Raw genomic sequence first — 24,082 nt, 5'->3', positions numbered from 1 at the left:
ACTCATTCCGCGTCGCGCGCCGGCACAAGAATTTCGCGGTTGCCGCTCGACGACATCGCCGATACGAGCCCCGACTGCTCCATCTGCTCGAGCAGCCGTGCCGCGCGGTTATAGCCGATCCGCAGATGCCGCTGCACGAGCGAGATCGACGCGCGGCGGTTCTTGATGACGATCTCGACCGCCTGGTCGTACAGCGGATCAGACTCGCCGCCGCCTTCGCCGGTTCCCGCGCCGGCCGAGCCCTCGTCGCCGTCGGCGGTGCCGCCTTCGAGCAGGCCTTCGACGTAATTCGGCTCGCCCTGCTCCTTGAGCTTCTCGACGACGCGATGCACTTCGTCGTCGCCGACGAACGCGCCGTGCACGCGCACGGGCAGCCCGCTGCCCGGCGGCAGGTACAGCATGTCGCCCATCCCGAGCAGCGATTCGGCGCCCATCTGATCGAGAATCGTGCGCGAGTCGATCTTCGACGACACCTGGAATGCGATCCGCGTCGGCACGTTCGCCTTGATGAGGCCGGTGATCACGTCGACCGACGGACGCTGCGTCGCGAGGATCAGGTGGATGCCGGCCGCGCGCGCCTTCTGCGCGATCCGCGCGATCAGTTCCTCGACCTTCTTGCCGACGACCATCATCAGGTCGGCCAGCTCGTCGATCACGACGACGATGTTCGGCAGGCGGCCAAGCGGCTCGGGATCTTCCGGCGTCAGGCTGAACGGGTTCGGCAGCTTTTCCTCGCGCTTGGCCGCGTCGTCGATCTTGTTGTTGTAGCCCGCGAGGTTGCGCACGCCGAGCTTGCTCATCAGCTTGTAGCGACGCTCCATCTCCGCGACCGTCCAGTTCAGCGCGTGGCCGGCCTGGCGCATGTCGGTGACGACCGGGCACAGCAGGTGCGGGATGCCTTCGTAGACGCTCATTTCGAGCATCTTCGGATCGATCAGGATCAGGCGCACCTGCTCGGCGGTCGCCTTGTACAGCAGCGACAGGATCATCGCGTTGATCCCGACCGACTTGCCCGAACCGGTCGTGCCGGCGACGAGCAGGTGCGGCATCTTCGCGAGATCCGCGCACACGGGCTTGCCGCCGATGTCCTTGCCGAGGCTCAGCGTCAGCGCCGACGATGCGGCCGCATACACCTCGGAGCCGATGATCTCGGACAGGTGCACGGTCTGGCGGCGCTGGTTCGGCAGTTCGAGCGCCATGTAGTTCTTGCCGGGGATCGTCTCGACGACGCGGATCGACACGAGCGACAGCGAGCGCGCGAGATCCTTCGCGAGGTTGACGATCTGGCTGCCCTTCACGCCGGTGGCCGGCTCGATCTCGTAGCGCGTGACGACCGGGCCCGGATACGCGGCGACCACACTCGCCTCGACACCGAAATCCTTCAGCTTCTTCTCGATCAGGCGCGACGTGAATTCGAGCGTATCGGCCGAAATCGCTTCCTGCGTCTTCGGCGCGGGATCGAGCAGCGACACCGGCGGCAGCGTCGAATCGCCCGGCAGGTCGGTGAACAGCGGCACCTGGCGCTCGCGCTCGACGCGCTCGGACTTCGCCGGCGTGACGACCGGCGGCACGATCGTCACGGGCTCGTGATCCTCGATGCGTACGCGCTCCTCTTCGACCTTGCCTTCGCGGCGCACGGCCGCGGCCTCGCCGAGCTTGCGGTCGCGCTCGGCCTCGCGGCGCAGCTTCGCGACGTTGACGGCGGACAGGATCGCGCCGCCGACGCGCTCGGCGACCGACAGCCACGAGAAGCGGAAATACAGCGACAGGCCGATCGCGAGCGCGATCAGCAGCAGCAGCGTGCCGCCCGTGAAGCCGAACGCATGCGACATCGCACCGGCTACGGCCTCGCCGACGACGCCGCCCGGCGCACGCGGCAACTGCACCTTCAGCGACCACATCCGCAGCGCCTCGATGCCGTCGCACGCGAGCACGACGAGCACGAACGCGAAGATCTCGGTGAGCCAGCCGATCGGCCGCTCCGGTTCGTCGGGAATCGCCTCGTGGCGCGTGATGCGGCGGTAGTTGACGGCGATGCGCCGGCCGAGCGGCACGATCAGCCAGTAGGCCGACAGGCCGAACAGCAGCAGGATGATGTCGGCCGTCCACGCGCCGACGCGGCCGGCCCAGTTCGAGATGTGGTCCACCTGCGCGGCGTGCGTCCAGCTCGGATCGCGCCGGCTGTAGCTCAGCAGGGCCATCACCAGAAATGCGCATAGCGCGACCTGGAGAATCCAGCGGATCTCCGTGAGGAGCTTCGACATCCGGTGCGGCAACGCCTGTGCCTGGGCGGAATAAGGAGCTTTTGCCATGAATCCGTATAAAGAGGACGAGCCGTGCGCCCGCCTGTCGTTCGATCGCGCTTATTGTAAACGCTGCACCGGGCCGCCAAGTGTAAATGACGGTTACATAACGGGGACGGGGTGCCGAACCGGGCGCCGCCGGCGACCGCAAGCCGGCCGGACGACCGCTCCCTTGACCGGACCTGCGACAACGCACCGCTGCAAGCCGGCCGCCTGCCCGGCCCGCCGCGCCGGCGCGGGAGGCTCGCCGCGAAACGCTATCGGCACGATTGAAACTCTCGTTCGGCAGCGCAGCAACGGGGCCTTTATAATGCGCGACTGATACCCATCTATGACGGCATCCCGGTCAACCCCGGATCGTACGGCGAGCCCTATCCCGCCCGCCGCGGCCGCCTTTTACGGATTCGCACATGTCCACGCCCAAACACGCCAAAGTCCTGATTCTCGGTTCCGGCCCCGCCGGCTACACGGCTGCCGTCTATGCAGCACGCGCCAACCTGTCCCCGGTGCTGATCACCGGCATCGCGCAGGGCGGCCAGCTGATGACCACGACCGATGTCGAAAACTGGCCGGCAGATGCGAAAGGCGTGCAGGGTCCGGAGCTGATGGCGCGCTTCCTCGAGCACGCCGAGCGCTTCAATACCGAAATCGTCTTCGACCACATCCACACCGCGAAACTGCACGAGCAGCCGATCCGCCTGATCGGCGACTCGGGCGAATACACGTGCGACTCGCTGATCATCGCGACCGGCGCGTCCGCGCAGTATCTCGGCCTGCCGTCCGAAGAACACTTCATGGGCAAGGGCGTGTCGGCCTGCGCGACCTGCGACGGCTTCTTCTATCGCGGCCAGGAAGTCGCGGTGATCGGCGGCGGCAACACGGCCGTCGAGGAAGCGCTCTACCTGACGGGCATCGCGAAGAAGGTCACGGTGATCCACCGCCGCGACAAGTTCCGCGCGGAGCCGATCCTGATCGACCGCCTGCTGGAGAAGGAAAAGGAAGGCGTCGTCGACATCAAGTGGGATCACGTGCTCGACGAAGTGACGGGTGCGGATTCGGGCGTCACGGGCCTGCGCATCAAGAACGTGAAGACCGGCGCGACGGAAGACCTGAACGTGCAGGGCGTGTTCGTCGCGATCGGCCACAAACCGAACACCGACCTGTTCCAGGGCCAGCTCGAGATGAAGGACGGCTACATCCTGACGAAGAGCGGCCTGCACGGCAACGCGACGTCGACGAGCGTGCCGGGCGTGTTCGCCGCAGGCGACGTGCAGGACAACGTGTACCGCCAGGCGATCACGAGCGCGGGCACGGGCTGCATGGCCGCGCTCGACGCGCAGCGCTACCTCGAAAGCCTGCACGACAAGAAGTAAGCCGCAAGCCGTGCGGCGCCGGGCGCTACAATGGCGTCCGCTGCCGCGAAGCGGGCCCGACCGGAAAGCCGCTGCCGCCGCGCAGCGGCTTTTTTTTGCCCGCGCGCCCGAACGCGCCTGCCCTGTTATCGAATCATGGCGAAGAACCAGCCCCATCCGAGCGATCCCGCGAAGCGGCAGATCGCCGCCCGTCCCGCGAACCCCGCGCCGGCCGCCGCGCCGCCCGCGCCCGATCCGGCCGCATTGCGCGGCCAGGGCCTCGCCGGCCTCGGCGCGCTGCGCAAGTCGCTGCAAGGCGAAGCCGATCGCCGCGAACGCGAGCGCATCGAAACCGCGAAGGCCGAGCGCAAGGCGGAAGCCGACGCGAACCTGTTCCGCAACGAAATCGGCGCGATCCGGCCGCTGAACGCGCCGCCGCGCGCAGCGTCCGGCCGCATGCCGCCCGACCCGGTGCCGAAGCAGACGCAGCGCGACGAGGAAGCCGTGCTGAACGCGACACTGTCCGACGAATTCGATCCCGAAACGCTGCTCGACAGCGACGACTCGCTGTATTACCACCGCCCCGGCATCAGCCGCGACGTGGTGCGCAAGCTGAGGAGCGGCGCGTGGATCGTGCAGGCGCAGCTCGACCTGCACGGGATGCGCCGCGACGAGGCGCGCGACGCGCTTGCCGAATTCATCCGCGAAGCCGGCAAGAAGGGGCTGCGCTGCCTGCGCGTGATCCACGGCAAGGGGCTCGGCTCGATCGGCAAGGAACCCGTGCTGAAGGGCAAGGTGCGCGCGTGGCTCGTGCAGAAGGAAGAAGTGATCGCGTTCTGCGAGGCGCGCGGCATCGACGGCGGCGCGGGCGCGGTGCTCGTGCTGCTGCAGCCACTCGCGGCGCCGGCCGACCGGGGGCCGCGTGCCGCATCCTAGGCTGACGCTCGCGATCGCCGTACTGGAGGCGATCGCCACGCTGGCGTTTGCGATTTCGGGTTTCATCGAGGCACGCAAGAACCGCCTCGACTCGGTCGGCACGTTCGTCGTCGCGCTCGCCACCGCGTTCGGCGGCGGCACGCTGCGCGACATCCTGCTCGAGCGCCGGCCGTTCTACTGGGTCGTGCACGACGACTACGTGATCGCGATCTTCGTGCTCGCGCTGTTCGCGCCGTTCGTGCTGCGGATGCTGTCGCGGCTGTCGGCCGAGCGGCTGCTGCTGGTCGCCGACGCGATCGGGCTCGGCATCTTCAGCATCTCGGGCACGTCGATCGCACTCGACGCCGAAATGCCGCGCTTCATCGCGGTGATGATGGGCGTGATCACCGGCGTGGTCGGCGGGATCATCCGCGACGTGCTGTGCAACGACATCCCGCTGATCCTGCGCGATTCGCGGCCTTACGCGACCTGCGCATTCGTCGGCTGCTGGTTCTACCTGCTGCTCGTGTGGCTGCAGTTCGATTCGGTGTACAGCGTGCTGCTCGCGACCGGCTTCATCCTCGCCGCGCGGCTGGCGACGTTCAAGTTCGACGTGCGGCTGCCGCACTGACTGCCGCCGCAGCGCCAACTTCAGCGCCAGAACAAAAGGGGCCGCTCATTCGAGTCGGCCCCTTCTCCTTCATTCAGCGCGAACGCCGCATCACGCGATCCGTTCTTCCGATGCCGGATCGAACAGCACGGCCTTCGACACGTCGAACAGCAGCGACTGCGTCTGCCCCGGCTGCGGGTTCGCGGCCGGATGCACGCGGCTCACGATGCGCTTGCCGTTCACCTGCGCGAACACGTGCGTGTCCGGCCCGGTCGGCTCGGTCACGTCGACGCGCACGTCGATCGGCTGCAGGCTCGACGCCTCGCCGTTGTGCGCGTTGCGTGCGTCGGTGATGCGCTCCGGACGCAGGCCGAGGATCACTTCGCGGCCGACGTGGCCGTTCATCCGCTTCGCGTCGAACGGCAGCTTCAGCGCGCTGCGCGCGAGGCCCGTGTCGATCTCGAGCGCGATCCCGCTGCCCTGCTCGACCAGCTTGCCGTTGATGAAGTTCATCGGCGGCGCGCCGATGAAGCCGGCAACGAACAGGTTCGCCGGCGAATCGTAGATCTCCTGCGGCGCGCCGAACTGCTGGACCACGCCGTCCTTCATCACCGCGATCCGGTCGCCGAGCGTCATCGCCTCGATCTGGTCGTGCGTCACGTAGACGATCGTCGTGCCGAGGCGCTGGTGCAGCAGCTTGATTTCCGCGCGCATCTCGATGCGCAGCTTCGCGTCGAGGTTCGACAGCGGCTCGTCGAACAGGAACAGCGACGGATCGCGCGCGAGCGCGCGGCCCATCGCGACGCGCTGGCGCTGGCCGCCCGACAGCTGGCCCGGCTTGCGGTCGAGCAGGTGCTGAATCTGCAGCATCTGCGACACGCGGTCGACGATCTGCTGCTGCTCGTTCTTCGGCACCTTGCGGATGTTCAGGCCGAACGAGATGTTCTCGCGCACCGTCATCGACGGATACAGCGCATACGACTGGAACACCATCGCGATGTCGCGATCCTTCGGCGACAGGTCGTTGACGACCTTGCCGTCGATGCAGATCTCGCCGCTCGTCACGGTCTCGAGCCCGGCGATCATGTTGAGCAGCGTCGATTTCCCGCAGCCCGAACCGCCGACCAGGATCAGGAACTGTCCGTCCTCGATCTCGATGTCGACACCCTTCAGGACCGGCACCCCGTTCGGGTAGGTCTTGTACACGTCACGGATGGAAAGGCTTGCCATGCTGTGAATCCTCTGTCTCGTCTCGCGCGGCGCTACGGCGCCGCGTCGGGTTCGTTTCGATGCGCCGCGCGACGTGCGCGGCCGGTTCGTCGTATCGGATAAGGCCGCGCCTACCCCTTCACCGCGCCCGCCGTCAGCCCGCGCACGAAGTAGCGGCCGGCGACGATGTAGACGAGCAGCGTCGGCAGCGCGGCGATGATCGCGCCGGCCATGTCGACGTTGTACTCCTTCACGCCCGTCGACGTGTTGACGAGGTTGTTCAGCGCCACCGTGATCGGCATCGAATCGACGCCGGAGAACACGATCCCGAACAGGAAGTCGTTCCAGATCTGCGTGAACTGCCAGATCAGGCACACCATGAAGATCGGCAGCGACACGGGCAGCAGGATCTTCGTGAAGATCGTGAAGAAGCCCGCGCCGTCGATGCGCGCGGCCTTCACGAGCTCGGACGGCACGCTCACGTAGAAGTTGCGGAAGAACATCGTCGTGAACGCGATCCCGTACACGACGTGCACGAACACGAGGCCGGGAATCGTATTGGCGAGGCCGAGCATCCCCTGCAGGCGCGCCATCGGCAGCAGGATCACCTGGAACGGGATGAAGCAGCCGACCAGCATCATCGTGAACAGCGCGTCCGCGCCGCGAAAGCGCCAGTGCGTGAGCACGTAGCCGTTGAACGCGCCGATCAGCGACGAGATCAGCACGGCCGGGATCACCATCTGCAGCGAATTCAGGAAGAACGGCTTCATCCCGTCGCAGCGCACGCCGGTACACGCACCGCTCCACGCCTTCACCCAGGGCTCGACGGTCCAGTTGGTGGGCGGCGTCAGCAGGTTGCCGGTGCGCAGCTGGTCGAGGTCCTTGAACGACGTCGACAGCATCACGTAGATCGGGAACAGGAAATACAGCGCGAACAGGATCAGCGCCGCGTAGATCACTGCCCGGCTGATCGTCATCTTAGGCTGCATTGCGGGTGCTCCTCGATTCCATATACATCAGCGGCACCAGCACCGCGACCACGGTCGCGAGCATCATCACCGACGACGCCGCGCCGAGCCCGAGCTGGCCGCGGTTGAACGAAAACGTATACATGAACATCGCCGGCAGCGACGACGACGTGCCCGGGCCGCCCGCCGTCAGCGCGACGACGAGGTCGAAGGTCTTGATCGTGATGTGGCACAGGATCAGCAGCACCGAGAAGAACACCGGCCGCATGCTCGGGATCACGATCTTGCGGTAGATGGTCGGCAGCGTCGCGCCGTCGACCTGTGCGGCCTTGAAGATCTCGGCGTCGACGCCGCGCAGCCCTGCCAGGAACAGCGCCATCACGAAGCCGGTCGACTGCCACACGGCCGCGACCACCACGCAGAAGATCGCCTTGTCCGGATCGTCGAGCCAGCCGAACGAGAAGCTCGTCCAGCCCCAGTCGTGCATCACCTTCTCGAGGCCGAGGCCCGGGTTCAGGATCCACTGCCACGCGGTGCCGGTGACGATGAACGACAGCGCCATCGGGTACAGGAAGATCGCGCGCAGCGCGCCTTCGTTGCGGATCCGCTGGTCGAGCAGGATCGCGAGGAACAGCCCGAGCGCGACGCAGATCGCGATGAACGGAATCCCGAACCAGCCGAGGTTCGCGGCGGAGGTCCACCACACGTCGTTCTGGAACAGGTCCGAGTAACGGCCGAAGCCGTCGAATTCGTAGTTCGGCAACAGTCGCGAGTTGGTCAGCGACAGATAGCCGGTAATCAGGATGAAGCCGTAGATGAACACCACGGCGATCGCGACGCTCGGCGCGAGCACGAGCTTCGGAATCCAGCGATCGGCGAGGGCCGACATCGGCGACGTACGCCGTGCATCGGCACCGCCGGATCCGTTTCCGCTAAGAGGGGCAGCCACTTGATTCGACTCCTGGAACGAGGGCGACGCTGGCCGGGCCGGCGCCGGGTACGGCACGGGCCCGCGGGCGAGCCCGTTTGCTGCACATGCAAAAACGCCCGGCCGATGAAGCGTGTCCGGCCGGGCGCCTGTCGTGCGTTACTTGACCTTCGCGGCCTTCGCGAGCGCGGCGACCGCGCTCTTCGAATCCTGCTGCGAGTTCATGAACTTCGTCACGACGTCCGTGATCGCGCCGGCGGTCGCATCGCTCTGCGCCATCCCGTGCGCGAGCGACGGCACGAAACCGCCCGACTTGATCGCGGTCTGTTCGTCCGCATACGACTTCTTCGCGCAGTCGTCGAACTTGTCCATCTTCACGCCGAGGCGCACCGGCACCGAGCCCTTCAGCAGGCTGAACTGCTCCTGGAAGTCCGGCGTCATGATCGTCTTCGCGAGCGCGAGCTGGCCCGGCGTCGCGGCCTTGTCGCCCTTCTGCTGGAAGAACACGAACGAGTCGACGTTGAACGTGTACGAATTCGCCGTGCCCGGCACCGCCGCGCAGATGTAGTCCTTGCCCGCCTTCTTGCCCGCGTTCTCGAACTCGCCCTTCGCCCAGTCGCCCATGAACTGCATGCCGGCCTTGCCGTTGATGACCATCGCGGTCGCGAGGTTCCAGTCGCGGCCGTTACGGCCGGTATCGAAGTAGCCCTGGATCTTGCGCACCGTGTCGAACACGGACAGCATCTGCGGCGACGTCAGCGTCGCCTGGTCGAGATCGACCAGCGCCTTCTTGTAGAACGCCGGGCCCTGCGACAGCACGACGTCTTCCCACAGGGTCAGGTCCTGCCACGGCTGGCCGCCCATCGCGACCGGCTGGATGCCCGCGGCCTTCAGCTTGTCGGCCACCGCGAAGAATTCAGGCCAGGTGGTCGGCACCTTCGCGCCGATCTTGTCGAGCGCGGCCTTGTTGATGTACAGCCAGTTCACGCGGTGCACCGAGAACGGCGCGGCAACGGTGTGGCCCTTGTACTTGATGATCTTGTCGATTTCCGGCGGCAGGTTCTGCTTCCAGTCGCCGGCGGCGGAATCGATGTTGACGAGCACGCCCTGGTCGGCCCAGTCCTGGATCAGCGGGCCCTTGATCTGCGCGGCCGACGGTGCGTCGCCGCTGATCACCTTGGTCTTCAGCGCGGTCATCGCCGCGGCGCCGGCGCCGCCCGCGACCGCGAAGTCCTTCCACACGTAGCCCTGCTTCTGCACGTCGTCCTTCAGCACGCCGACGGCCTTCGACTCGCCGCCCGAGGTCCACCAGTGCAGCACCGTTACATTCTCGGCTGCCTGCGCCGCCACGGCGCCAGCCATCAGACCTGCCGCGCAGAGCGCACCCATGATCGAGCGAACTTTCATTACTTATCTCCTCCAGACTGAATCAACTCGTGAGGTTCCCTGACCGGGAACCGGCTTCTTGATAACGACGGGGAAATCGAGCCGCGGGACGCATGCAGCGTACGGGGCCGATGACCGGCCGGGCTCTTACAGAAAGCGTGAATCGAGATTCAACGGCGTGTCTCCTCTTTGTGTTTCTGGCCCGCCGCGATGATGCGACGCGAGCCCGGGGCCAACGGTGCGCGGACGATGCGCGCCGTCAATGTCCGATAACATTCGGCACAAGGCGCTCCCGAAGGCGAAGCTCGCGCAGTTCATCGACCGCACTTCTTTTTTTCTTCACCCAGGTGCTACCCCTTGCGGCGGATTGTAGTTAAACTACAATTCAGTGTCAAAAATATTTTTATCGCACTACGGATTGCTTCCCAGCACCCCAAAACCCGGCGGAGACACATGCATACCGATTCCAGCTTTACCTTCGTACTTTTCGGCGGCACCGGCGATCTGTCGATGCGCAAGATCCTGCCTGCGCTGTTCGAAGCGCATCGTGCGAACATGCTGGCGGAGAGCGGCCGGATCGTCGCCGTGGCGCGGCACGAATCGGATCAGGCGGGTTATCTCGAGTGGGTCGACACGCATGTGAAGCCGCATGCGGTCAAGGCGGCCGGCAAGGCGTTCGACGAAGCCGCGTGGAAGTCCTTTCTCCAGCGCATCGAGTACGTGAAGCTCGATCTCGGCCGCGCGGAAGACTACGTCGTGCTGCGCGATGCGATCGCATCGCTGCCCGGCATCCGCGTGTTCTATCTGGCGACGGGCCCGTCGCTGTTCGTGCCGATCTGCAACGCGCTCGCGTCGGTCGGCCTGAGCGAAGGCTCGCGCATCGTGCTCGAGAAGCCGCTCGGCTACGACCTGCGCTCGTCGAATGCGATCAACGACGCGGTCGGCGAGATCTTCGCGGAAGGCCAGATCTACCGGATCGACCACTACCTCGGCAAGGAGCCGGTGCAGAACCTGCTCGCGCTGCGCTTCGGCAATGCGCTGTTCGAGCCGCTGTGGCGCCGCGAATGGGTCGAGAGCATCCAGATCACGATCGCCGAGGAGCTCGGCGTCGAAGCGCGCGGCGATTTCTACGACAACACCGGCGCGCTGCGCGACATGGTGCAGAACCACCTGCTGCAGCTGCTGTCGATCGTCGCGATGGAGCCGCCGCACTCGATGGATTCCGACTCGGTGCGCGACGAGAAGCTGCGCGTGCTGCGCGCGCTGAAGCCGGTCGATCCGCGCGAGATCGGCAAGGTTGCCGTGCGCGGCCAGTATCATGCGGGCGTGATCAAGGGCGCGCAGGTGCCGGCCTACGCGACCGAGCCGGGCGTGAAGCCCGACAGCCAGACCGAAACCTTCGTCGCGCTGAAGGTCGAGATCGAGAACTGGCGCTGGGCCGGCGTGCCGTTCTTCCTGCGCACCGGCAAGCGTCTCGCCGACCGCGTCGCGGAGATCGTCGTCAACTTCCGCCCGGTGCCGCATTCGGCGCTCGGGCCGACCGCGCTGCGTCCCGGTTCGAACCGCCTCGTGATCCGGCTGCAGCCGAACGAGACGATCCGCCTGTACTGCCTCGCGAAGCAGCCCGGCGAAGGGATGAACCTCGCGAGCGTGCACCTCGACCTCGCGTTCGACCGGTTCTTCAAGGAAGGGCAGATGGAGGCGTACCAGCGCCTGCTGCTCGACGTGATCAACGGCCGGCTCGCGCTGTTCGTGCGGCGCGACGAACAGGAGGCCGCATGGCGCTGGGTCGAGCCGATCCTGAACGAATGGGCGCGCTCGCTGAAGCCGCCGAAGCCGTACGCGGCGGGCACGTGGGGGCCGGCCGCGGCGAGCGCGATGCTCGCGCAGCACGACACCTGCTGGCTCGAAGAAGAAAACTGATGCAGGCCGTTGCCGCGCGCGTGACCGCGTGCGGCAACGTGCCCCACGATTCGTACGATTTGAACATACAAAGCAGTCCGGAGGAGATGTGATCGAGATCCACGCTTTCGACACCCAGGAAGCGCAAAGCGAAGCGCTCGCGCGCGCCGTCGGCGACGCGCTGCGCGCCGCGCTCGCCGGCCCCGCGCGCCCGACGCTCGCGGTGTCCGGCGGCACGAGCCCGCGCCCGTTCCTGCAAACGCTGTCGCATGCGGCGCTCGACTGGGCCGGCGTCGACGTGACGCTGGTCGACGACCGCTGGGTGCCGGAAAACGACGCGGCCAGCAACGCGCACCTCGTGCGCGACACGCTGCTGCAGCACGCGGCGGCCCCTGCCCGCTTCCTGCCGCTCGTCGACACGCGCGCCACGCTCGACGCGCACGTCGCCGCGCTGAACGCGAACGCCGACTACCGCGTGCCGAACGTCGCGGTGCTCGGCATGGGCGAAGACGGCCACACCGCGTCGATCTTCGCCGACGCGCCCGAATGGGACCACGCGATCGCGACGCCCGAGCGTTTCGTCGCCGTACATCCGGGCGCCGCGCCGCATGCGCGCGTGAGCTTTTCGCTCGATGCGCTCAAGCGCGTCGACCGGCTGTTCCTGCTGATCGCGGGCCCCGCCAAGCGCGCCGTGCTCGACGCCGCGGCCGCGTCGCTGCAGAAGAACGCGATTTCCCAACTGGCCAACGACAAGGGGACCCAGCTCGATGTCTACTGGTGCGCAAACTAAGGCGGTCGTCGCGGGTCAGCATGCCGACGGCCCGCGCCTGCTCGCGGACGTCGGCGGCACCAACGCGCGCTTCGCGCTGGAAACCGGCCCGGGCGAGATCACGCAGATCCGCGTATATCCCGGCGCCGACTATCCGACGATCACCGACGCGATCCGCAAGTACCTGAAGGACGTGAAGATCAGCCGCGTGAACCACGCGGCGATCGCGATCGCCAATCCGGTCGACGGCGACCAGGTCACGATGACCAACCACGACTGGAGCTTCTCGATCGAGGCGACGCGCCGTGCGCTCGGCTTCGACACGCTGCTCGTCGTCAACGATTTCACCGCGCTCGCGATGGCGCTGCCGGGCCTGACCGACGCGCAGCGCGTGCAGGTCGGCGGCGGCACGCGCCGCCAGAACAGCGTGATCGGGCTGCTCGGGCCCGGCACCGGGCTCGGCGTGTCGGGGCTGATTCCGGCCGACGACCGCTGGATCGCGCTCGGCAGCGAGGGCGGCCACGCGTCGTTCGCGCCGCAGGACGAGCGCGAGGACCTGGTGCTGCAATACGCGCGCAAGAAGTTTCCGCACGTGTCGTTCGAGCGCGTGTGCGCGGGCCCCGGCATGGAGATCATCTATCGCGCGCTCGCCGCGCGCGACAAGAAGCGCGTCGCCGCAAGCGTCGACACGGTCGAGATCGTCGAGCGCGCGCATGCGGGCGAAGCGCTCGCGCTCGAGACGGTCGAATGCTTCTGCGGGATTCTCGGTGCGTTCGCCGGCAGCGTCGCGCTGACGCTCGGCGCGCTCGGCGGCGTGTACATCGGCGGCGGCGTCGCGCTGAAGCTCGGCGAACTGTTCACGCGCTCGTCGTTCCGCGCGCGCTTCGAGGCGAAGGGCCGCTTCACGCACTATCTCGAGAACATCCCGACCTACCTGATCACCGCCGAATACCCGGCGTTCCTCGGCGTGTCGGCGATCCTCGCGGAGCAACTGTCGAACCGCTCGGGCGGCGCGTCGTCGGCCGTGTTCGAGCGGATCCGCCAGATGCGCGATGCGCTGACGCCGGCCGAGCGCCGCGTCGCCGATCTCGCGCTGAACCATCCGCGCTCGATCATCAACGATCCGATCGTCGACATCGCGCGCAAGGCCGACGTGAGCCAGCCGACCGTGATCCGCTTCTGCCGCTCGCTCGGCTGCCAGGGGCTGTCGGACTTCAAGCTGAAGCTCGCCACCGGCCTCACCGGCACGATCCCGATGAGCCACAGCCAGGTGCATCTCGGCGACACGGCCACCGACTTCGGCGCGAAGGTGCTCGACAACACGGTGTCGGCGATCCTGCAGTTGCGCGAGCACCTGAACTTCGAGCATGTCGAGAACGCGATCGAGATCCTGAACGGCGCGCGGCGCATCGAGTTCTACGGGCTCGGCAACTCGAACATCGTCGCGCAGGACGCGCACTACAAGTTCTTCCGCTTCGGGATCCCGACGATCGCGTACGGCGACCTGTACATGCAGGCCGCGTCGGCCGCGCTGCTCGGCAAGGGCGACGTGATCGTCGCGGTGTCGAAGTCGGGGCGTGCGCCCGAGCTGCTGCGCGTGCTCGACGTCGCGATGCAGGCCGGCGCGAAGGTGATCGCGATCACGTCGAGCAACACGCCGCTCGCGAAGCGCGCGACCGTCGCGCTCGAAACCGACCATATCGAGATGCGCGAGTCGCAGCTGTCGATGATCTCGCGGATCCTGCATCTGCTGATGATCGACATCCTCGCGGTCGGCGTCGCGATCCGCCGCGCGTCGCCGAACGGCGAACTGCCCGAGGCCGTCGCGCAGGCGAAGGCGCGCGCGAGCGACGACGAAACGGCCGACGTGCTCGACTGGCTGAGCCACGGCGCGTCGCCGGCGGCGAAGGACGTCGCGCGGGATTGATGCACGGCGCGGCGTCAGCCGCTTCGCGCACCCCAAGAAAAAACGCCACCGGCGCATCGCGCACGGTGGCGTTTTTCTTTGTGCCGCCCGGCTGCGCCGGTTCAGGCGCCCGCTTTCACCGGCCGCCCGTGCCAGCGCAGCACGAGGAAGCGTCCGGCCAGACACAGCACGCCCGTGACGCCGATCGTCACGCCCATCGCGAACGGCGTGCCGTCCGCGAGTGCGCCGATCGCGACGCTCGCGAGCGCGCCGAGCGCGAGCTGCATCGCGCCGAACACGGCGGCCGACGCGCCCGCGTTGTGCGGATAGCGATGCATGAGGTCGGTCGTGCAGTTCGCGGACAGGATCCCGACCACGCCGACGACGAAGAACAGGCACACGACGATCGACCACAGCCCGCCCCACCCGGTCAGCGCGACGAGCGCGACCGCGAGCGACGCGATGCAGCTCACGAGCGACGCGGCCGCGATGATGCGCAGCGAGCCGACGCGGCCGACGAGCCGCGTGTTCGCGAAGTTGCCGATCATGATCCCGACGACGTTCAGGCCGAACAGCAGCCCGTAGTGCTGCGGCGACACGTGGAAATACTCGATGTACACGAACGGCGTCGCGGTGATGTACGAGAACATCGACGCGAATGCCATCCCGCCGCACAGCATGTGCCCCCATGCGACGGGGTCGGACAGGATGCGCCCGTACGACGCGAACGACGCGAGCACGGCCGTGCTCTTGCGCCGCTCCTTCGGCCAGGTTTCGGGCACGCGCAGGTACGCGGTCGCCGCGCATACCGCGCCGAACACGGCCAGCACGACAAACACGCCGCGCCAGCCCGAGAAGCGCAGGATCTGGCCGCCGATCAGCGGCGCGAGCAGCGGCCCGACCGCGGTGACGATCGCGACCATCGACAGCACCTTCGCCGCGTCGCTCGGCTCGTGCGCGTCGCGCGCGATCGCGCGTGCCAGCACCGACGCGGCGCCGGCGCCGAGCGCCTGCAGGAAGCGCACGACGATCAGCATGTCGATCGAGCCCGACACGAAGCAGCCGATGCTCGCGAGCGTGAACAGCGCGATGCCGCCGAGCAGCACGGGCCGGCGGCCCCACGTGTCGGACAGCGGGCCGTACAGCAGCATGCCGATCGAGAAGCCGGCCATGAAGCTCGTCAGCGTGCGCTGCGCGGCGCCGGGGCTGACGGAGAAGCCGTCGGCGATCGACGGCAGGCTCGGCAGGTACATGTCGGTGGCGATCGGCCCGCAGGCGGCGAGCGCGCCGAGCAACAGGATCAGCCGGGCATCGGGCCGGCGCCGGACGACGTGAGACATGGGTATCCGGAATGGAGCCCGCGCGCATCGGGACGCGCGTGGCGGTGAAGACGGGAGGCCGCGCCGCGGACGGCGCGCTCGGGCCCATGATTGTACGCGCAACTTTTTTGCGTGCTGCGGGCCGCGTGCGGCAGCAGGCCGGGAAACACCGGCGCGGCGCCCGTCTCGCGGGATCGCGCGCGGATTCGATTAAGCTTGCTGCTGCCTGCTTCTCTTGTCTGACCAATTCGACGCACGACCGAACCGATGACCGCTTTCCTGCTGATCTGGAGCCCCAAGAAATGGCCATGGCCCGAACTGCCCGACGTCGCCGCGCGCGTGAAGGCCGGCGAGGCCGTGCATGACGTGTGGGGCTGCGGCTTCGCGCGCGGCATCCTGCCGGGCGACCGCGTATTCCTGCACCGCGTCGCGAAGGAGCCCAAGGGCGTGTTCGGCTCCGGCTACGTGACGCGCGCGCCGTACGAGGTGCCCGATCCGTCGACGAAGCGCGGTTACCGGCTATGCATCGACTTCGTGTACGACTGGCTGGTCGACGCGCACCAGGACGTCGTGATCGCGCGCGACGCGCTGCGCGTCCACCCGTACTCGGTGCAGACCTGGGATGCGCAGAGCTCCGGCACGTCGATCAAGCCGATGGTCGAAGGCCCGCTCGAGAAGCGTTGGGCGGAGCTGACCGGCAAGCGCAAGCCGCCGCGATAACCGGGCCGATCGCCGGGACAAATCGGGCCCTCCTTTCCAGTCCGCGTGCCGAAAGGCCGCAGACCGTCTCGCGGGCCCGCCGCGCGCGTCTCCGGTACAATCAGACGATCGTTCCGCCCAGGCGCCGCGGCCCGTGCACAGGCCCCCGCGCCCTTCTCTCGCAGGTTTCGCCCATGTCCAATAATCAGATCCTCTTCGAACGCGCCCAGAATACCATTCCCGGCGGCGTCAACTCGCCGGTGCGCGCATTCCGTTCGGTCGGCGGCACGCCGCGTTTCGTCGCGCGCGCGCAAGGCCCGTATTTCTGGGATGCCGACGGCAAGCAATACATCGACTACATCGGCTCGTGGGGCCCGATGATCGTCGGCCACGTCCATCCGGAAGTGCTGTCGGCCGTGCAGAACGTGCTGGCCGACGGCTTCTCGTTCGGCGCGCCGACCGAGGCCGAGATCGAGATCGCCGAGGAAATCTGCAAGCTCGTGCCGTCGATCGAGCAGGTGCGGATGGTGTCGAGCGGCACCGAGGCCACGATGAGCGCACTGCGTCTCGCGCGCGGCTTCACGGGCCGCAGCCGCATCGTCAAGTTCGAGGGCTGCTACCACGGCCACGCGGACAGCCTGCTCGTGAAGGCCGGCTCCGGCCTGCTGACGTTCGGCAACCCGACGTCGGCCGGCGTGCCCGCCGACATCGCGAAGCACACGACCGTCCTCGAATACAACAACGTCGCCGCGCTCGAGGAAGCGTTCGGCGCGTTCGGCGATGAAATCGCCGCGGTGATCGTCGAGCCGGTGGCCGGCAACATGAACCTCGTGCGCGGCACGCCCGAATTCCTGAATGCGCTGCGCGCGCTGTGCACGAAGCACGGCGCCGTGCTGATCTTCGACGAGGTGATGTGCGGGTTCCGCGTCGCGCTCGGCGGCGCGCAGGCGTACTACGGGATCACGGCCGACCTCACCTGCCTCGGCAAGGTGATCGGCGGCGGGATGCCGGCCGCCGCGTTCGGCGGCCGCCGCGACATCATGGCCCACCTCGCGCCGCTCGGCGGCGTCTACCAGGCCGGCACGCTGTCGGGCAACCCGATCGCGGTCGCCGCGGGCCTGAAGACGCTGCAGCTGATCCAGGCGCCGGGCTTCTACGACGCGCTCACCGCGCAGACGAAGCGTCTCGCCGACGGCCTCGCGGCCGAAGCGCGCGCGGCCGGCGTGCCGTTCGCGGCCGACTCGATCGGCGCGATGTTCGGCCTCTACTTCGCGGAGCGCGTGCCGACCAGCTTCGCGGAAGTCACGAAGAGCGACACCGAGCGCTTCAACCGCTTCTTCCACCTGATGCTCGACGAGGGCGTGTACTTCGCGCCGTCCGCGTACGAGGCAGGTTTCGTGTCGAGCACGCACGACGACGCGGTGATCGACGCGACGCTCGCGGCCGCGCGCCGCGCGTTCGCGGCACTCGCCGCCTGACCCGGGGCCGCGCGCATGTTCTCGGATACCGATTTCGCCCATATGGAGCGCGCGCTCGCGCTCGCCGCGCGCGGCATGTATACGACGGCGCCGAATCCGCGCGTCGGCTGCGTGATCGTCAAGGACGGCGACGTGATCGGCGAAGGCTTCACGCAGCCGGCCGGCCAGGACCACGCGGAAGTGCAGGCGCTGAAGGACGCGCGCTCGCGCGGCCACGACGTCGCGGGCTCGACCGTCTACGTGACGCTCGAGCCGTGCAGCCATTTCGGCCGCACGCCGCCGTGCGCGAACGCGCTGAGCGAAGCGCGCGTCGCGAAGGTCGTCGCCGCGATGGAAGACCCGAATCCGCAGGTGTCGGGGCGCGGCCTCGGCATGCTGCGCGACGCGGGCATCGACGTGCGCTGCGGGCTGCTCGCGCATGAAGCCGGCGAACTGAACATCGGCTTCGTGTCGCGGATGACGCGCGGCCGCCCGTGGGTGCGGATGAAGACCGCCGCGTCGCTCGACGGCCGCACCGCGCTGCCGTCCGGCGAAAGCCAGTGGATCACCGGCGAAGCCGCGCGCCTCGACGGGCACGCGTGGCGTGCGCGCGCCTGCGCGATCCTCACCGGCATCGGCACCGTGCGCGAGGACAACCCGCTGCTGACCGTGCGCGGCATCGACACGCCGCGCCAGCCGCAGCGCATCCTGGTCGACAGCCGCCTCGACCTGCCGCTCGACGCACGGCTGCTCGAAGGCCCTCCGCTGCTGATCTTCTGCGGCCGGCTCGATGCGAGCGGCGAAATGCGCGCGAACGTGTTGAAGTCGCGCGGCGCGGAAATCGTGTCGCTCGCGAATGCGCACGGCAAGGTCGACCTGCCCGCGATGCTCGCGGCGCTCGGCGCGCGCGGCGTCAACGAACTGCACGTCGAGGCCGGCCACAAGCTGAACGGCTCGCTGCTGCGCGAGCATTGCGTCGACGAATTGCTCGTCTATCTCGCGCCGAGCCTGCTGGGCGCCGACGCGGCCGGCATGTTCGACCTCGCCGCGCCGGCGAGCCTCGACGCACGCACGCGACTGTCGTTTCACGGTATCGAGCGGATCGGCGACGATCTGCGGATCCTGGCGCGTGTCGCGCCGCCCGACGCCACGCACTGAACGGGACCGTCACGATGTTTACCGGAATTGTCGCGGCCGTCGGCCGCATCGAATCGATCGATCCGCTCGGCACGTCGGCCGATGCCGGAGTGCGCCTGACCGTGCTGGCCGGCGGGCTCGACCTCGCCGATGTCGCGCTGGGCGACAGCATCGCGATCCAGGGCGCGTGCATGACGGTGATCGACAAGACCGACGCCGCGTTCGACGTCGACGTGTCGCGCGAAAGCCTGAACCGCACGGTCGGCCTCGCGCAACCCGGCGAAGTGAACCTCGAGAAGGCGCTGCGCGCGCACGACCGCCTCGGCGGGCACATCGTGTCGGGCCACGTCGACGGCCTCGGCACCGTGACCCGCTTCGCTCCGGTCGGCGAGTCGCACGAGCTGCGGATCGTCGCGCCGCGCGAGCTCGGCCGCTATCTCGCGTACAAGGGGTCGATCACGGTCAACGGCGTGAGCCTGACCGTCAACACGATCGACGATCGTGCGGACGGCTGCGAATTCTCGATCAACCTGATTCCGCATACGGTCGAGGTCACGACGCTGCGCCACCTGAAGGCCGGCGACAAGGTCAATCTCGAAGTCGACATGATCGCGCGGTATGTGGAGCGGATGCTGTCGACGTCGCAAGGCATGCATCAGGACTGATCGTCCTTTTTCGTGCTTTCTTGAGAATGGGGGCCGGCGGTTCGGCCCCGGGCCGCCCGGGTCCGCATCGCCGCCGTTTTCCGACAATCGCCGGCCGTCGCGCGCGAACCGCTACGTGTACCGGCGAGCCGCTCCATGAGCGCATTGCCGCCTCGTCGGGCGATCCGTCTTTCAGCGCTTCACCGCCTCGTCGATGACGGGACGACTCCCTGGCCCCATTTCCAACCGCCGCCTGTCCGGTCGGCCGGTCGATTCCGATATCTGCGGTCCATCGCAACAATTCCCGTCGCATCCGCTCGTCGACTCGCGGGCCCGATCCTCGGCCGAACGGCCAACGACGCGCACGGGTCATGCCGTCGCGCTAAGATGCGTCGACAGCGGTTTCAACGCCGCAACGCACGACGCGCCGCGTACCGGCCGCCCCTCTTCCCACAGGAGTCGTTCCCATGTCCATCTCGATGTACCAGGCTTCGCTGCCCGTCCTGATCCGCGGCCTGACCAACCTGCAGCACATCCTCGGCAAGGCGCAGGCGCACGCGGCCGAGAAGCAGATCGACCCGTCGGTGTTCGTCGGCGCGCGCCTCTACCCGGACATGCTGCCGCTCGTCCGCCAGGTCTACATCGCGACCGACACGGCCAAGGGCTGCGCCGCGCGGCTCTCCGGCGCCGAGATTCCGAGCTACCCGGACGTCGAGCAGACTTTCGACGAACTGCACGCGCGCATCCAGAAGACGATCGACTACCTGAAAAGCTTCGACGCCGCGCAGATCGACGGCAGCGAGGCGCGCCAGATCGTGCTGAAGATGCGCGTCGGCCCGATCGAGTTCACCGGCCAGTCGTACCTGCTGAACTTCGTGCTGCCCAATTTCTTCTTCCACGTGACGACCGCGTACGACATCCTGCGCCACAGCGGCGTCGAGCTCGGCAAGCTCGACTACCTCGGCGGACGCAACGAGCACGCGTGACGCATGACGCGCGGCGGCCCGGCCGGGCCTGCCGCGCAGGCCGGCCGCACCGACTTCCGGAGCGCTTGCCGGCCGGGCGCAACCCGCGCCAGCCGAAACGCCGTCCGGCTGGCGTAAAATACGCACTTTCCTCTTTCTCGCCCCCTTATGACGCTCGCCTCCACGCTCGACATCATCGCCGAGCTGAAAGCCGGCCGGATGGTGATCCTGGTCGACGAAGAAGACCGCGAAAACGAGGGCGACCTCGTGATCGCCGCCGAATTCGTCACACCGGAAGCGATCAACTTCATGGCCAGGTACGGCCGCGGCCTGGTTTGTCTGACGTTGACGCAGGAACGCTGCAAGCAGCTGCACCTGCCGCTGATGACCTACCGCAACGGCACGCAGTACGGCACCGCGTTCACGGTCAGCATCGAAGCGGCCGAAGGCGTGACGACCGGCATCTCGGCCGCCGACCGTGCGCACACGATCGCCACGGCGGTCGCGCACGACGTGCGTCCCGAGCACATCGTGCAGCCGGGCCACGTGTTCCCGATCATGGCGCAGCCGGGCGGCGTGCTCGTGCGTGCGGGCCACACCGAGGCCGGCTGCGACTTCACCGCGCTCGCGGGCCTCACGCCGGCCGCGGTGATCTGCGAGATCATCAAGGACGACGGCACGATGGCGCGCCTGCCCGACCTGATCGAATTCGCGAAGGAACACGGTCTGAAGATCGGCACGATCGCCGACCTGATCCACTATCGCAGCCGCACCGAATCGATCATCGAGCGGATCGCCGAGCGCACGATGCAGACCGCGCACGGCACGTTCCGCGCGGTGCTGTACCGCGACCAGCCGAGCGGTTCGCCGCACATCGCGCTGGTGCGCGGCGCGCCGTCGCCCGACGTCGATACGCCGGTGCGCGTGCACGAGCCGCTGTCGGTGCTCGACCTGCTCGAAACCGGCGTGTCGACGCACTCGTGGACGCTCGACGCCGCGATGCGCGAGATCGCGGAACGCGACCTCGGCGTGATCGTGCTGCTCAACTGCGGCGACACGAAGGAACACCTGATCGACGTCTTCAAGGCGTTCGACGAGGAAGAAAAGGCCGCTGCGCTGAAGCGCCGGCCGGTCGATTTCAAGACGTTCGGCATCGGCGCGCAGATCCTGCGCGATGTCGGCGTCGGCAAGATGCAGGTGCTGTCGAATCCGCGCAAGCTGGGCAGCATGTCCGGCTACGGCCTCGAAGTCACGGGCTTCATTCCGATGCCCGGCGGCGAAGCCAAGTCCTGCCCGGCGTCCAACGCGTAACCCGCCACGGCGCTTTCGCCCTATAACCGTTCATCCACACCACGGACAAGATCATGGAAATCGGACAATACCAACCGAATCTCGAAGGCGACGGCCTGCGTATCGGCATCGTGCAATCGCGCTTCAACGAACCCGTGTGCAACGGTCTCGCCGACGCGTGCGTCGAGGAACTGGAGCGCCTCGGTGTCACCGGTGAAGACGTGCTGCTCGTGTCGGTGCCCGGCGCGCTGGAAATCCCGCTCGCGCTGCAGAAGCTGGCAGAAAGCGGCCAGTTCGACGCGCTGATCGCGCTCGGCGCGGTGATCCGCGGCGAGACCTACCACTTCGAACTCGTGTCGAACGAGAGCGGCGCGGGCATCACCCGCATCGGCCTCGACTTCAACCTGCCGATCGCGAACGCGGTCCTGACGACCGAAAATGACGAGCAGGCCGTCGCGCGCATGACCGAAAAGGGTCGTGACGCGGCGCGCGTCGCCGTCGAGATGGCCAACCTGACGATGGCGCTCGACCAGCTCGGCGACGATGACGAGGACGAAGAAGAGGACGAAGACGACGAAGAGGAGCGCGCATGAAGAAGAGCGCCCGCCGACAATCGCGCGAGCTGGCGACGCAGGGCCTGTATCAGTGGCTGCTGTCGAGCGCGCCCTCCGGCGAGATCGACGCGCAACTGCGCGGCGCGCTCGGTTACGACAAGGCTGACAAGGAGCTGCTCGAAGCCATCCTGCACGGCGTGATCCGCGAGCACGCGACGCTCGTCGAAGCGCTGACGCCATCGCTGGACCGTCCGATCGAGCAGTTGTCGCCGGTCGAACGCGCCGTGCTGCTGATCGCGACGTTCGAGCTCACGCACCACGTCGAAACGCCGTATCGCGTGATCATCAACGAAGCGGTCGAACTCGCGAAGACGTTCGGCGGCTCCGACGGCTACAAGTACGTGAACGGCGTGCTCGACAAGCTCGCCGCGAAGCTGCGCCCCGCCGAAACGCAGGCGCGCCGCAACGGCTGATACCGTTTGTTTGTCCACGGGCGCGCAAGCGCCCGTTTTTCATTCTCTCCCCCTCCCGACCGATGAATACCACCGCCGATTCGCTCGTCACGCTCGCCGCACGCGTCGACGCGATCCAGCCCTTCTATGTGATGGAACTGATGAAGGAGGCACAGCGGCTCGAGTCCTCCGGGCGCGATGTTATCCACATGGGCATCGGCGAACCGGATTTCACCGCGCCGGAGCCTGTCGTCGAAGCGGCCGCGGCCGCGCTGCGCCGCGGCGTCACGCAGTACACGAGCGCACTCGGCATTGCGCCGCTGCGCGAGGCGATCGCCGCGCACTATGCGCGCGCGTACGGCCTCACGATCAGCCCCGAACGGATCGTCGTGACGGCCGGCGCGTCGGCCGCGCTGCTGCTCGCGTGCCTCGCGCTCGTCGGCCGCGACGACGAGGTGCTGATGCCCGACCCGTCGTATCCGTGCAACCGGCACTTCGTCGCGGCGGCCGAAGGCCGCGCGGTGCTCGTGCCGAGCGGCCCGGACGCGCGCTTCCAGCTCACCGAGGACGACGTCCGCACACGCTGGGGCGACCGCACGCGCGGCGTGCTGCTCGCGTCGCCGTCGAACCCGACCGGCACGTCGCTCGAACCCGACGAACTGAAGCGAATCGTCGCAGCCGTGCGCGCACGCGGCGGCTTCACGATCGTCGACGAGATCTACCAGGGGCTCAGCTACGACGCGGCGCCCGTGTCGGCACTGTCGTTCGGCGACGATGTCATCACGGTGAACAGCTTCTCGAAGTATTTCAGCATGACCGGCTGGCGGCTCGGCTGGCTCGTCGTGCCGCCCGCGCTGGTCGGCACGTTCGAAAAGCTTGCGCAGAACCTGTTCATCTGCCCGTCCGCACTCGCGCAGCACGCGGCGCTCGCGTGCTTCGAGCCGGCCACGCTCGACATCTACGAGGCGCGCCGGCTCGAATTCAAGCGCCGCCGCGATTTCATCGCACCGGCGCTCGAACGGCTCGGCTTCACGGTTCCGGTGATGCCCGACGGCGCGTTCTACGTGTATGCGCATTGCGGCGGCGTCGCCCATCCGGCAGCCGGCGACAGCGCCGCGCTCACGCAGGCGATGCTGCACGACGCGGGCGTCGTGCTGGTGCCCGGCATGGACTTCGGCGTCCATGCGCCGCGCGACTATATCCGTCTGTCCTATGCGACGGCCTACTCGCGGCTCGAAGAGGCGGTCGATCGGCTCGCGACGCTGTTCGGGCAGCACTGACGCCGCGGCCGGCACACCGGCCGTTTCGCGCACCGCA

21 protein-coding genes are annotated in these 24,082 nt (G+C 67.8%); 15 read left to right on the top strand and 6 right to left on the bottom strand.

Annotated elements, in window-relative coordinates; translation table 11 throughout:
• Window positions 1-2 precede the first annotated feature (2 nt).
• Window positions 3-2,312, bottom strand: coding sequence for a DNA translocase FtsK (locus ACM6JT_RS05770; RefSeq protein ID WP_034182964.1), 2,310 nt, complete (start codon window positions 2,310-2,312; stop codon window positions 3-5).
• Between the two features lie 401 nt (window positions 2,313-2,713).
• Between ACM6JT_RS05770 and trxB the strand changes: the two genes are divergently transcribed.
• The 3 genes from trxB to ACM6JT_RS05755 all read left to right on the top strand — a co-directional run bounded on the left by trxB (window position 2,714) and on the right by ACM6JT_RS05755 (window position 5,201).
• Complete coding sequence (gene trxB, locus ACM6JT_RS05765) at window positions 2,714-3,676, top strand: thioredoxin-disulfide reductase (protein ID WP_407971258.1); 963 nt, start codon at window positions 2,714-2,716, stop codon at window positions 3,674-3,676.
• Between the two features lie 135 nt (window positions 3,677-3,811).
• Window positions 3,812-4,591 carry a Smr/MutS family protein gene (locus ACM6JT_RS05760; protein ID WP_034182962.1) on the top strand — a complete coding sequence of 260 codons (780 nt, stop codon included), beginning with the start codon at window positions 3,812-3,814 and terminating at the stop codon, window positions 4,589-4,591.
• Window positions 4,578-5,201: a trimeric intracellular cation channel family protein gene (locus tag ACM6JT_RS05755; protein ID WP_034182961.1), complete on the top strand. Its 624-nt coding sequence runs from the start codon at window positions 4,578-4,580 to the stop codon at window positions 5,199-5,201. The genes ACM6JT_RS05760 and ACM6JT_RS05755 overlap by 14 nt, the downstream gene beginning before the upstream one ends.
• Window positions 5,202-5,291: 90 nt before the next feature.
• On the opposite strand, the gene ACM6JT_RS05750 is transcribed toward ACM6JT_RS05755, so the two are convergent.
• From ACM6JT_RS05750 to ACM6JT_RS05735, 4 genes are all read right to left on the bottom strand, one after another.
• Entirely contained in the window at window positions 5,292-6,410 is a 1,119-nt protein-coding gene (locus ACM6JT_RS05750) for an ABC transporter ATP-binding protein (protein ID WP_131947152.1), read from the bottom strand.
• Window positions 6,411-6,520: 110 nt separating this feature from the next.
• The gene (locus tag ACM6JT_RS05745) at window positions 6,521-7,378 is read right to left on the bottom strand and encodes a carbohydrate ABC transporter permease (RefSeq protein WP_105393441.1); all 858 of its coding nucleotides are present in this window, start codon (window positions 7,376-7,378) and stop codon (window positions 6,521-6,523) included.
• Window positions 7,368-8,306 (bottom strand): carbohydrate ABC transporter permease, encoded by a 939-nt coding sequence (locus tag ACM6JT_RS05740; RefSeq protein ID WP_034182958.1) that lies wholly within the window; start codon window positions 8,304-8,306, stop codon window positions 7,368-7,370. The genes ACM6JT_RS05745 and ACM6JT_RS05740 overlap by 11 nt, the downstream gene beginning before the upstream one ends.
• Before the next feature lie 138 nt (window positions 8,307-8,444).
• Entirely contained in the window at window positions 8,445-9,692 is a 1,248-nt protein-coding gene (locus ACM6JT_RS05735; protein WP_414856095.1) for an ABC transporter substrate-binding protein, read from the bottom strand.
• Between the two features lie 432 nt (window positions 9,693-10,124).
• On the opposite strand from ACM6JT_RS05735, the gene zwf reads away from it, so the two are divergent.
• From zwf to ACM6JT_RS05720, 3 genes are all read left to right on the top strand, one after another.
• Window positions 10,125-11,594: a glucose-6-phosphate dehydrogenase gene (gene zwf, locus ACM6JT_RS05730; RefSeq protein WP_034182956.1), complete on the top strand. Its 1,470-nt coding sequence runs from the start codon at window positions 10,125-10,127 to the stop codon at window positions 11,592-11,594.
• 88 nt (window positions 11,595-11,682) lie between these two features.
• Complete coding sequence (pgl, locus tag ACM6JT_RS05725) at window positions 11,683-12,363, top strand: 6-phosphogluconolactonase (protein ID WP_175748790.1); 681 nt, start codon at window positions 11,683-11,685, stop codon at window positions 12,361-12,363.
• On the top strand, window positions 12,341-14,269 hold the full coding sequence (locus tag ACM6JT_RS05720) for a bifunctional transcriptional regulator/glucokinase (protein ID WP_034182954.1): 1,929 nt from the start codon (window positions 12,341-12,343) through the stop codon (window positions 14,267-14,269). The genes pgl and ACM6JT_RS05720 overlap by 23 nt, the downstream gene beginning before the upstream one ends.
• 101 nt (window positions 14,270-14,370) lie before the next feature.
• Here ACM6JT_RS05720 and ACM6JT_RS05715 read toward each other — a convergent pair whose 3' ends face one another.
• A complete protein-coding gene (locus ACM6JT_RS05715; protein ID WP_034182953.1) occupies window positions 14,371-15,588 on the bottom strand; it encodes a Bcr/CflA family multidrug efflux MFS transporter in 1,218 nt (405 codons plus the stop codon).
• A 246-nt stretch (window positions 15,589-15,834) separates the two neighbouring features.
• Here ACM6JT_RS05715 and ACM6JT_RS05710 point away from each other — a divergent pair, with 246 nt between their 5' ends.
• The 9 genes from ACM6JT_RS05710 to ACM6JT_RS05670 all read left to right on the top strand — a co-directional run bounded on the left by ACM6JT_RS05710 (window position 15,835) and on the right by ACM6JT_RS05670 (window position 24,045).
• The gene (locus ACM6JT_RS05710; protein WP_034182952.1) at window positions 15,835-16,287 is read left to right on the top strand and encodes a hypothetical protein; all 453 of its coding nucleotides are present in this window, start codon (window positions 15,835-15,837) and stop codon (window positions 16,285-16,287) included.
• Window positions 16,288-16,460: 173 nt separating this feature from the next.
• The gene (gene hemL, locus ACM6JT_RS05705; protein WP_414856094.1) at window positions 16,461-17,744 is read left to right on the top strand and encodes a glutamate-1-semialdehyde 2,1-aminomutase; all 1,284 of its coding nucleotides are present in this window, start codon (window positions 16,461-16,463) and stop codon (window positions 17,742-17,744) included.
• Between the two features lie 15 nt (window positions 17,745-17,759).
• Window positions 17,760-18,881: a bifunctional diaminohydroxyphosphoribosylaminopyrimidine deaminase/5-amino-6-(5-phosphoribosylamino)uracil reductase RibD gene (gene ribD / locus ACM6JT_RS05700; protein ID WP_034182951.1), complete on the top strand. Its 1,122-nt coding sequence runs from the start codon at window positions 17,760-17,762 to the stop codon at window positions 18,879-18,881.
• A gap of 14 nt (window positions 18,882-18,895) precedes the next feature.
• Window positions 18,896-19,525, top strand: a complete 630-nt coding sequence (locus ACM6JT_RS05695; RefSeq protein ID WP_414856093.1) for a riboflavin synthase — start codon at window positions 18,896-18,898, stop codon at window positions 19,523-19,525.
• A gap of 446 nt (window positions 19,526-19,971) precedes the next feature.
• Window positions 19,972-20,490, top strand: a complete 519-nt coding sequence (locus ACM6JT_RS05690; RefSeq protein ID WP_414856092.1) for a DUF1993 domain-containing protein — start codon at window positions 19,972-19,974, stop codon at window positions 20,488-20,490.
• Window positions 20,491-20,637: 147 nt separating this feature from the next.
• Window positions 20,638-21,780: a bifunctional 3,4-dihydroxy-2-butanone-4-phosphate synthase/GTP cyclohydrolase II gene (ribBA, locus tag ACM6JT_RS05685; protein ID WP_034182948.1), complete on the top strand. Its 1,143-nt coding sequence runs from the start codon at window positions 20,638-20,640 to the stop codon at window positions 21,778-21,780.
• 53 nt (window positions 21,781-21,833) lie between these two features.
• Window positions 21,834-22,352 carry a 6,7-dimethyl-8-ribityllumazine synthase gene (gene ribH / locus ACM6JT_RS05680; protein WP_011351235.1) on the top strand — a complete coding sequence of 173 codons (519 nt, stop codon included), beginning with the start codon at window positions 21,834-21,836 and terminating at the stop codon, window positions 22,350-22,352.
• Window positions 22,349-22,786, top strand: a complete 438-nt coding sequence (gene nusB, locus ACM6JT_RS05675; protein WP_034182947.1) for a transcription antitermination factor NusB — start codon at window positions 22,349-22,351, stop codon at window positions 22,784-22,786. Before ribH ends, nusB begins: the two co-directional genes overlap by 4 nt.
• A gap of 62 nt (window positions 22,787-22,848) precedes the next feature.
• Window positions 22,849-24,045, top strand: coding sequence for a pyridoxal phosphate-dependent aminotransferase (locus tag ACM6JT_RS05670; protein WP_414856091.1), 1,197 nt, complete (start codon window positions 22,849-22,851; stop codon window positions 24,043-24,045).
• The last annotated feature ends 37 nt before the right edge of the window (window positions 24,046-24,082 follow it).

It is taken from the genome of Burkholderia sp. IT-111MI5 (assembly GCF_949752865.1).
Lineage (GTDB): Bacteria > Pseudomonadota > Gammaproteobacteria > Burkholderiales > Burkholderiaceae > Burkholderia > Burkholderia pyrrocinia_C.
This window is presented reverse-complemented; position numbering and strand designations above follow the sequence as displayed.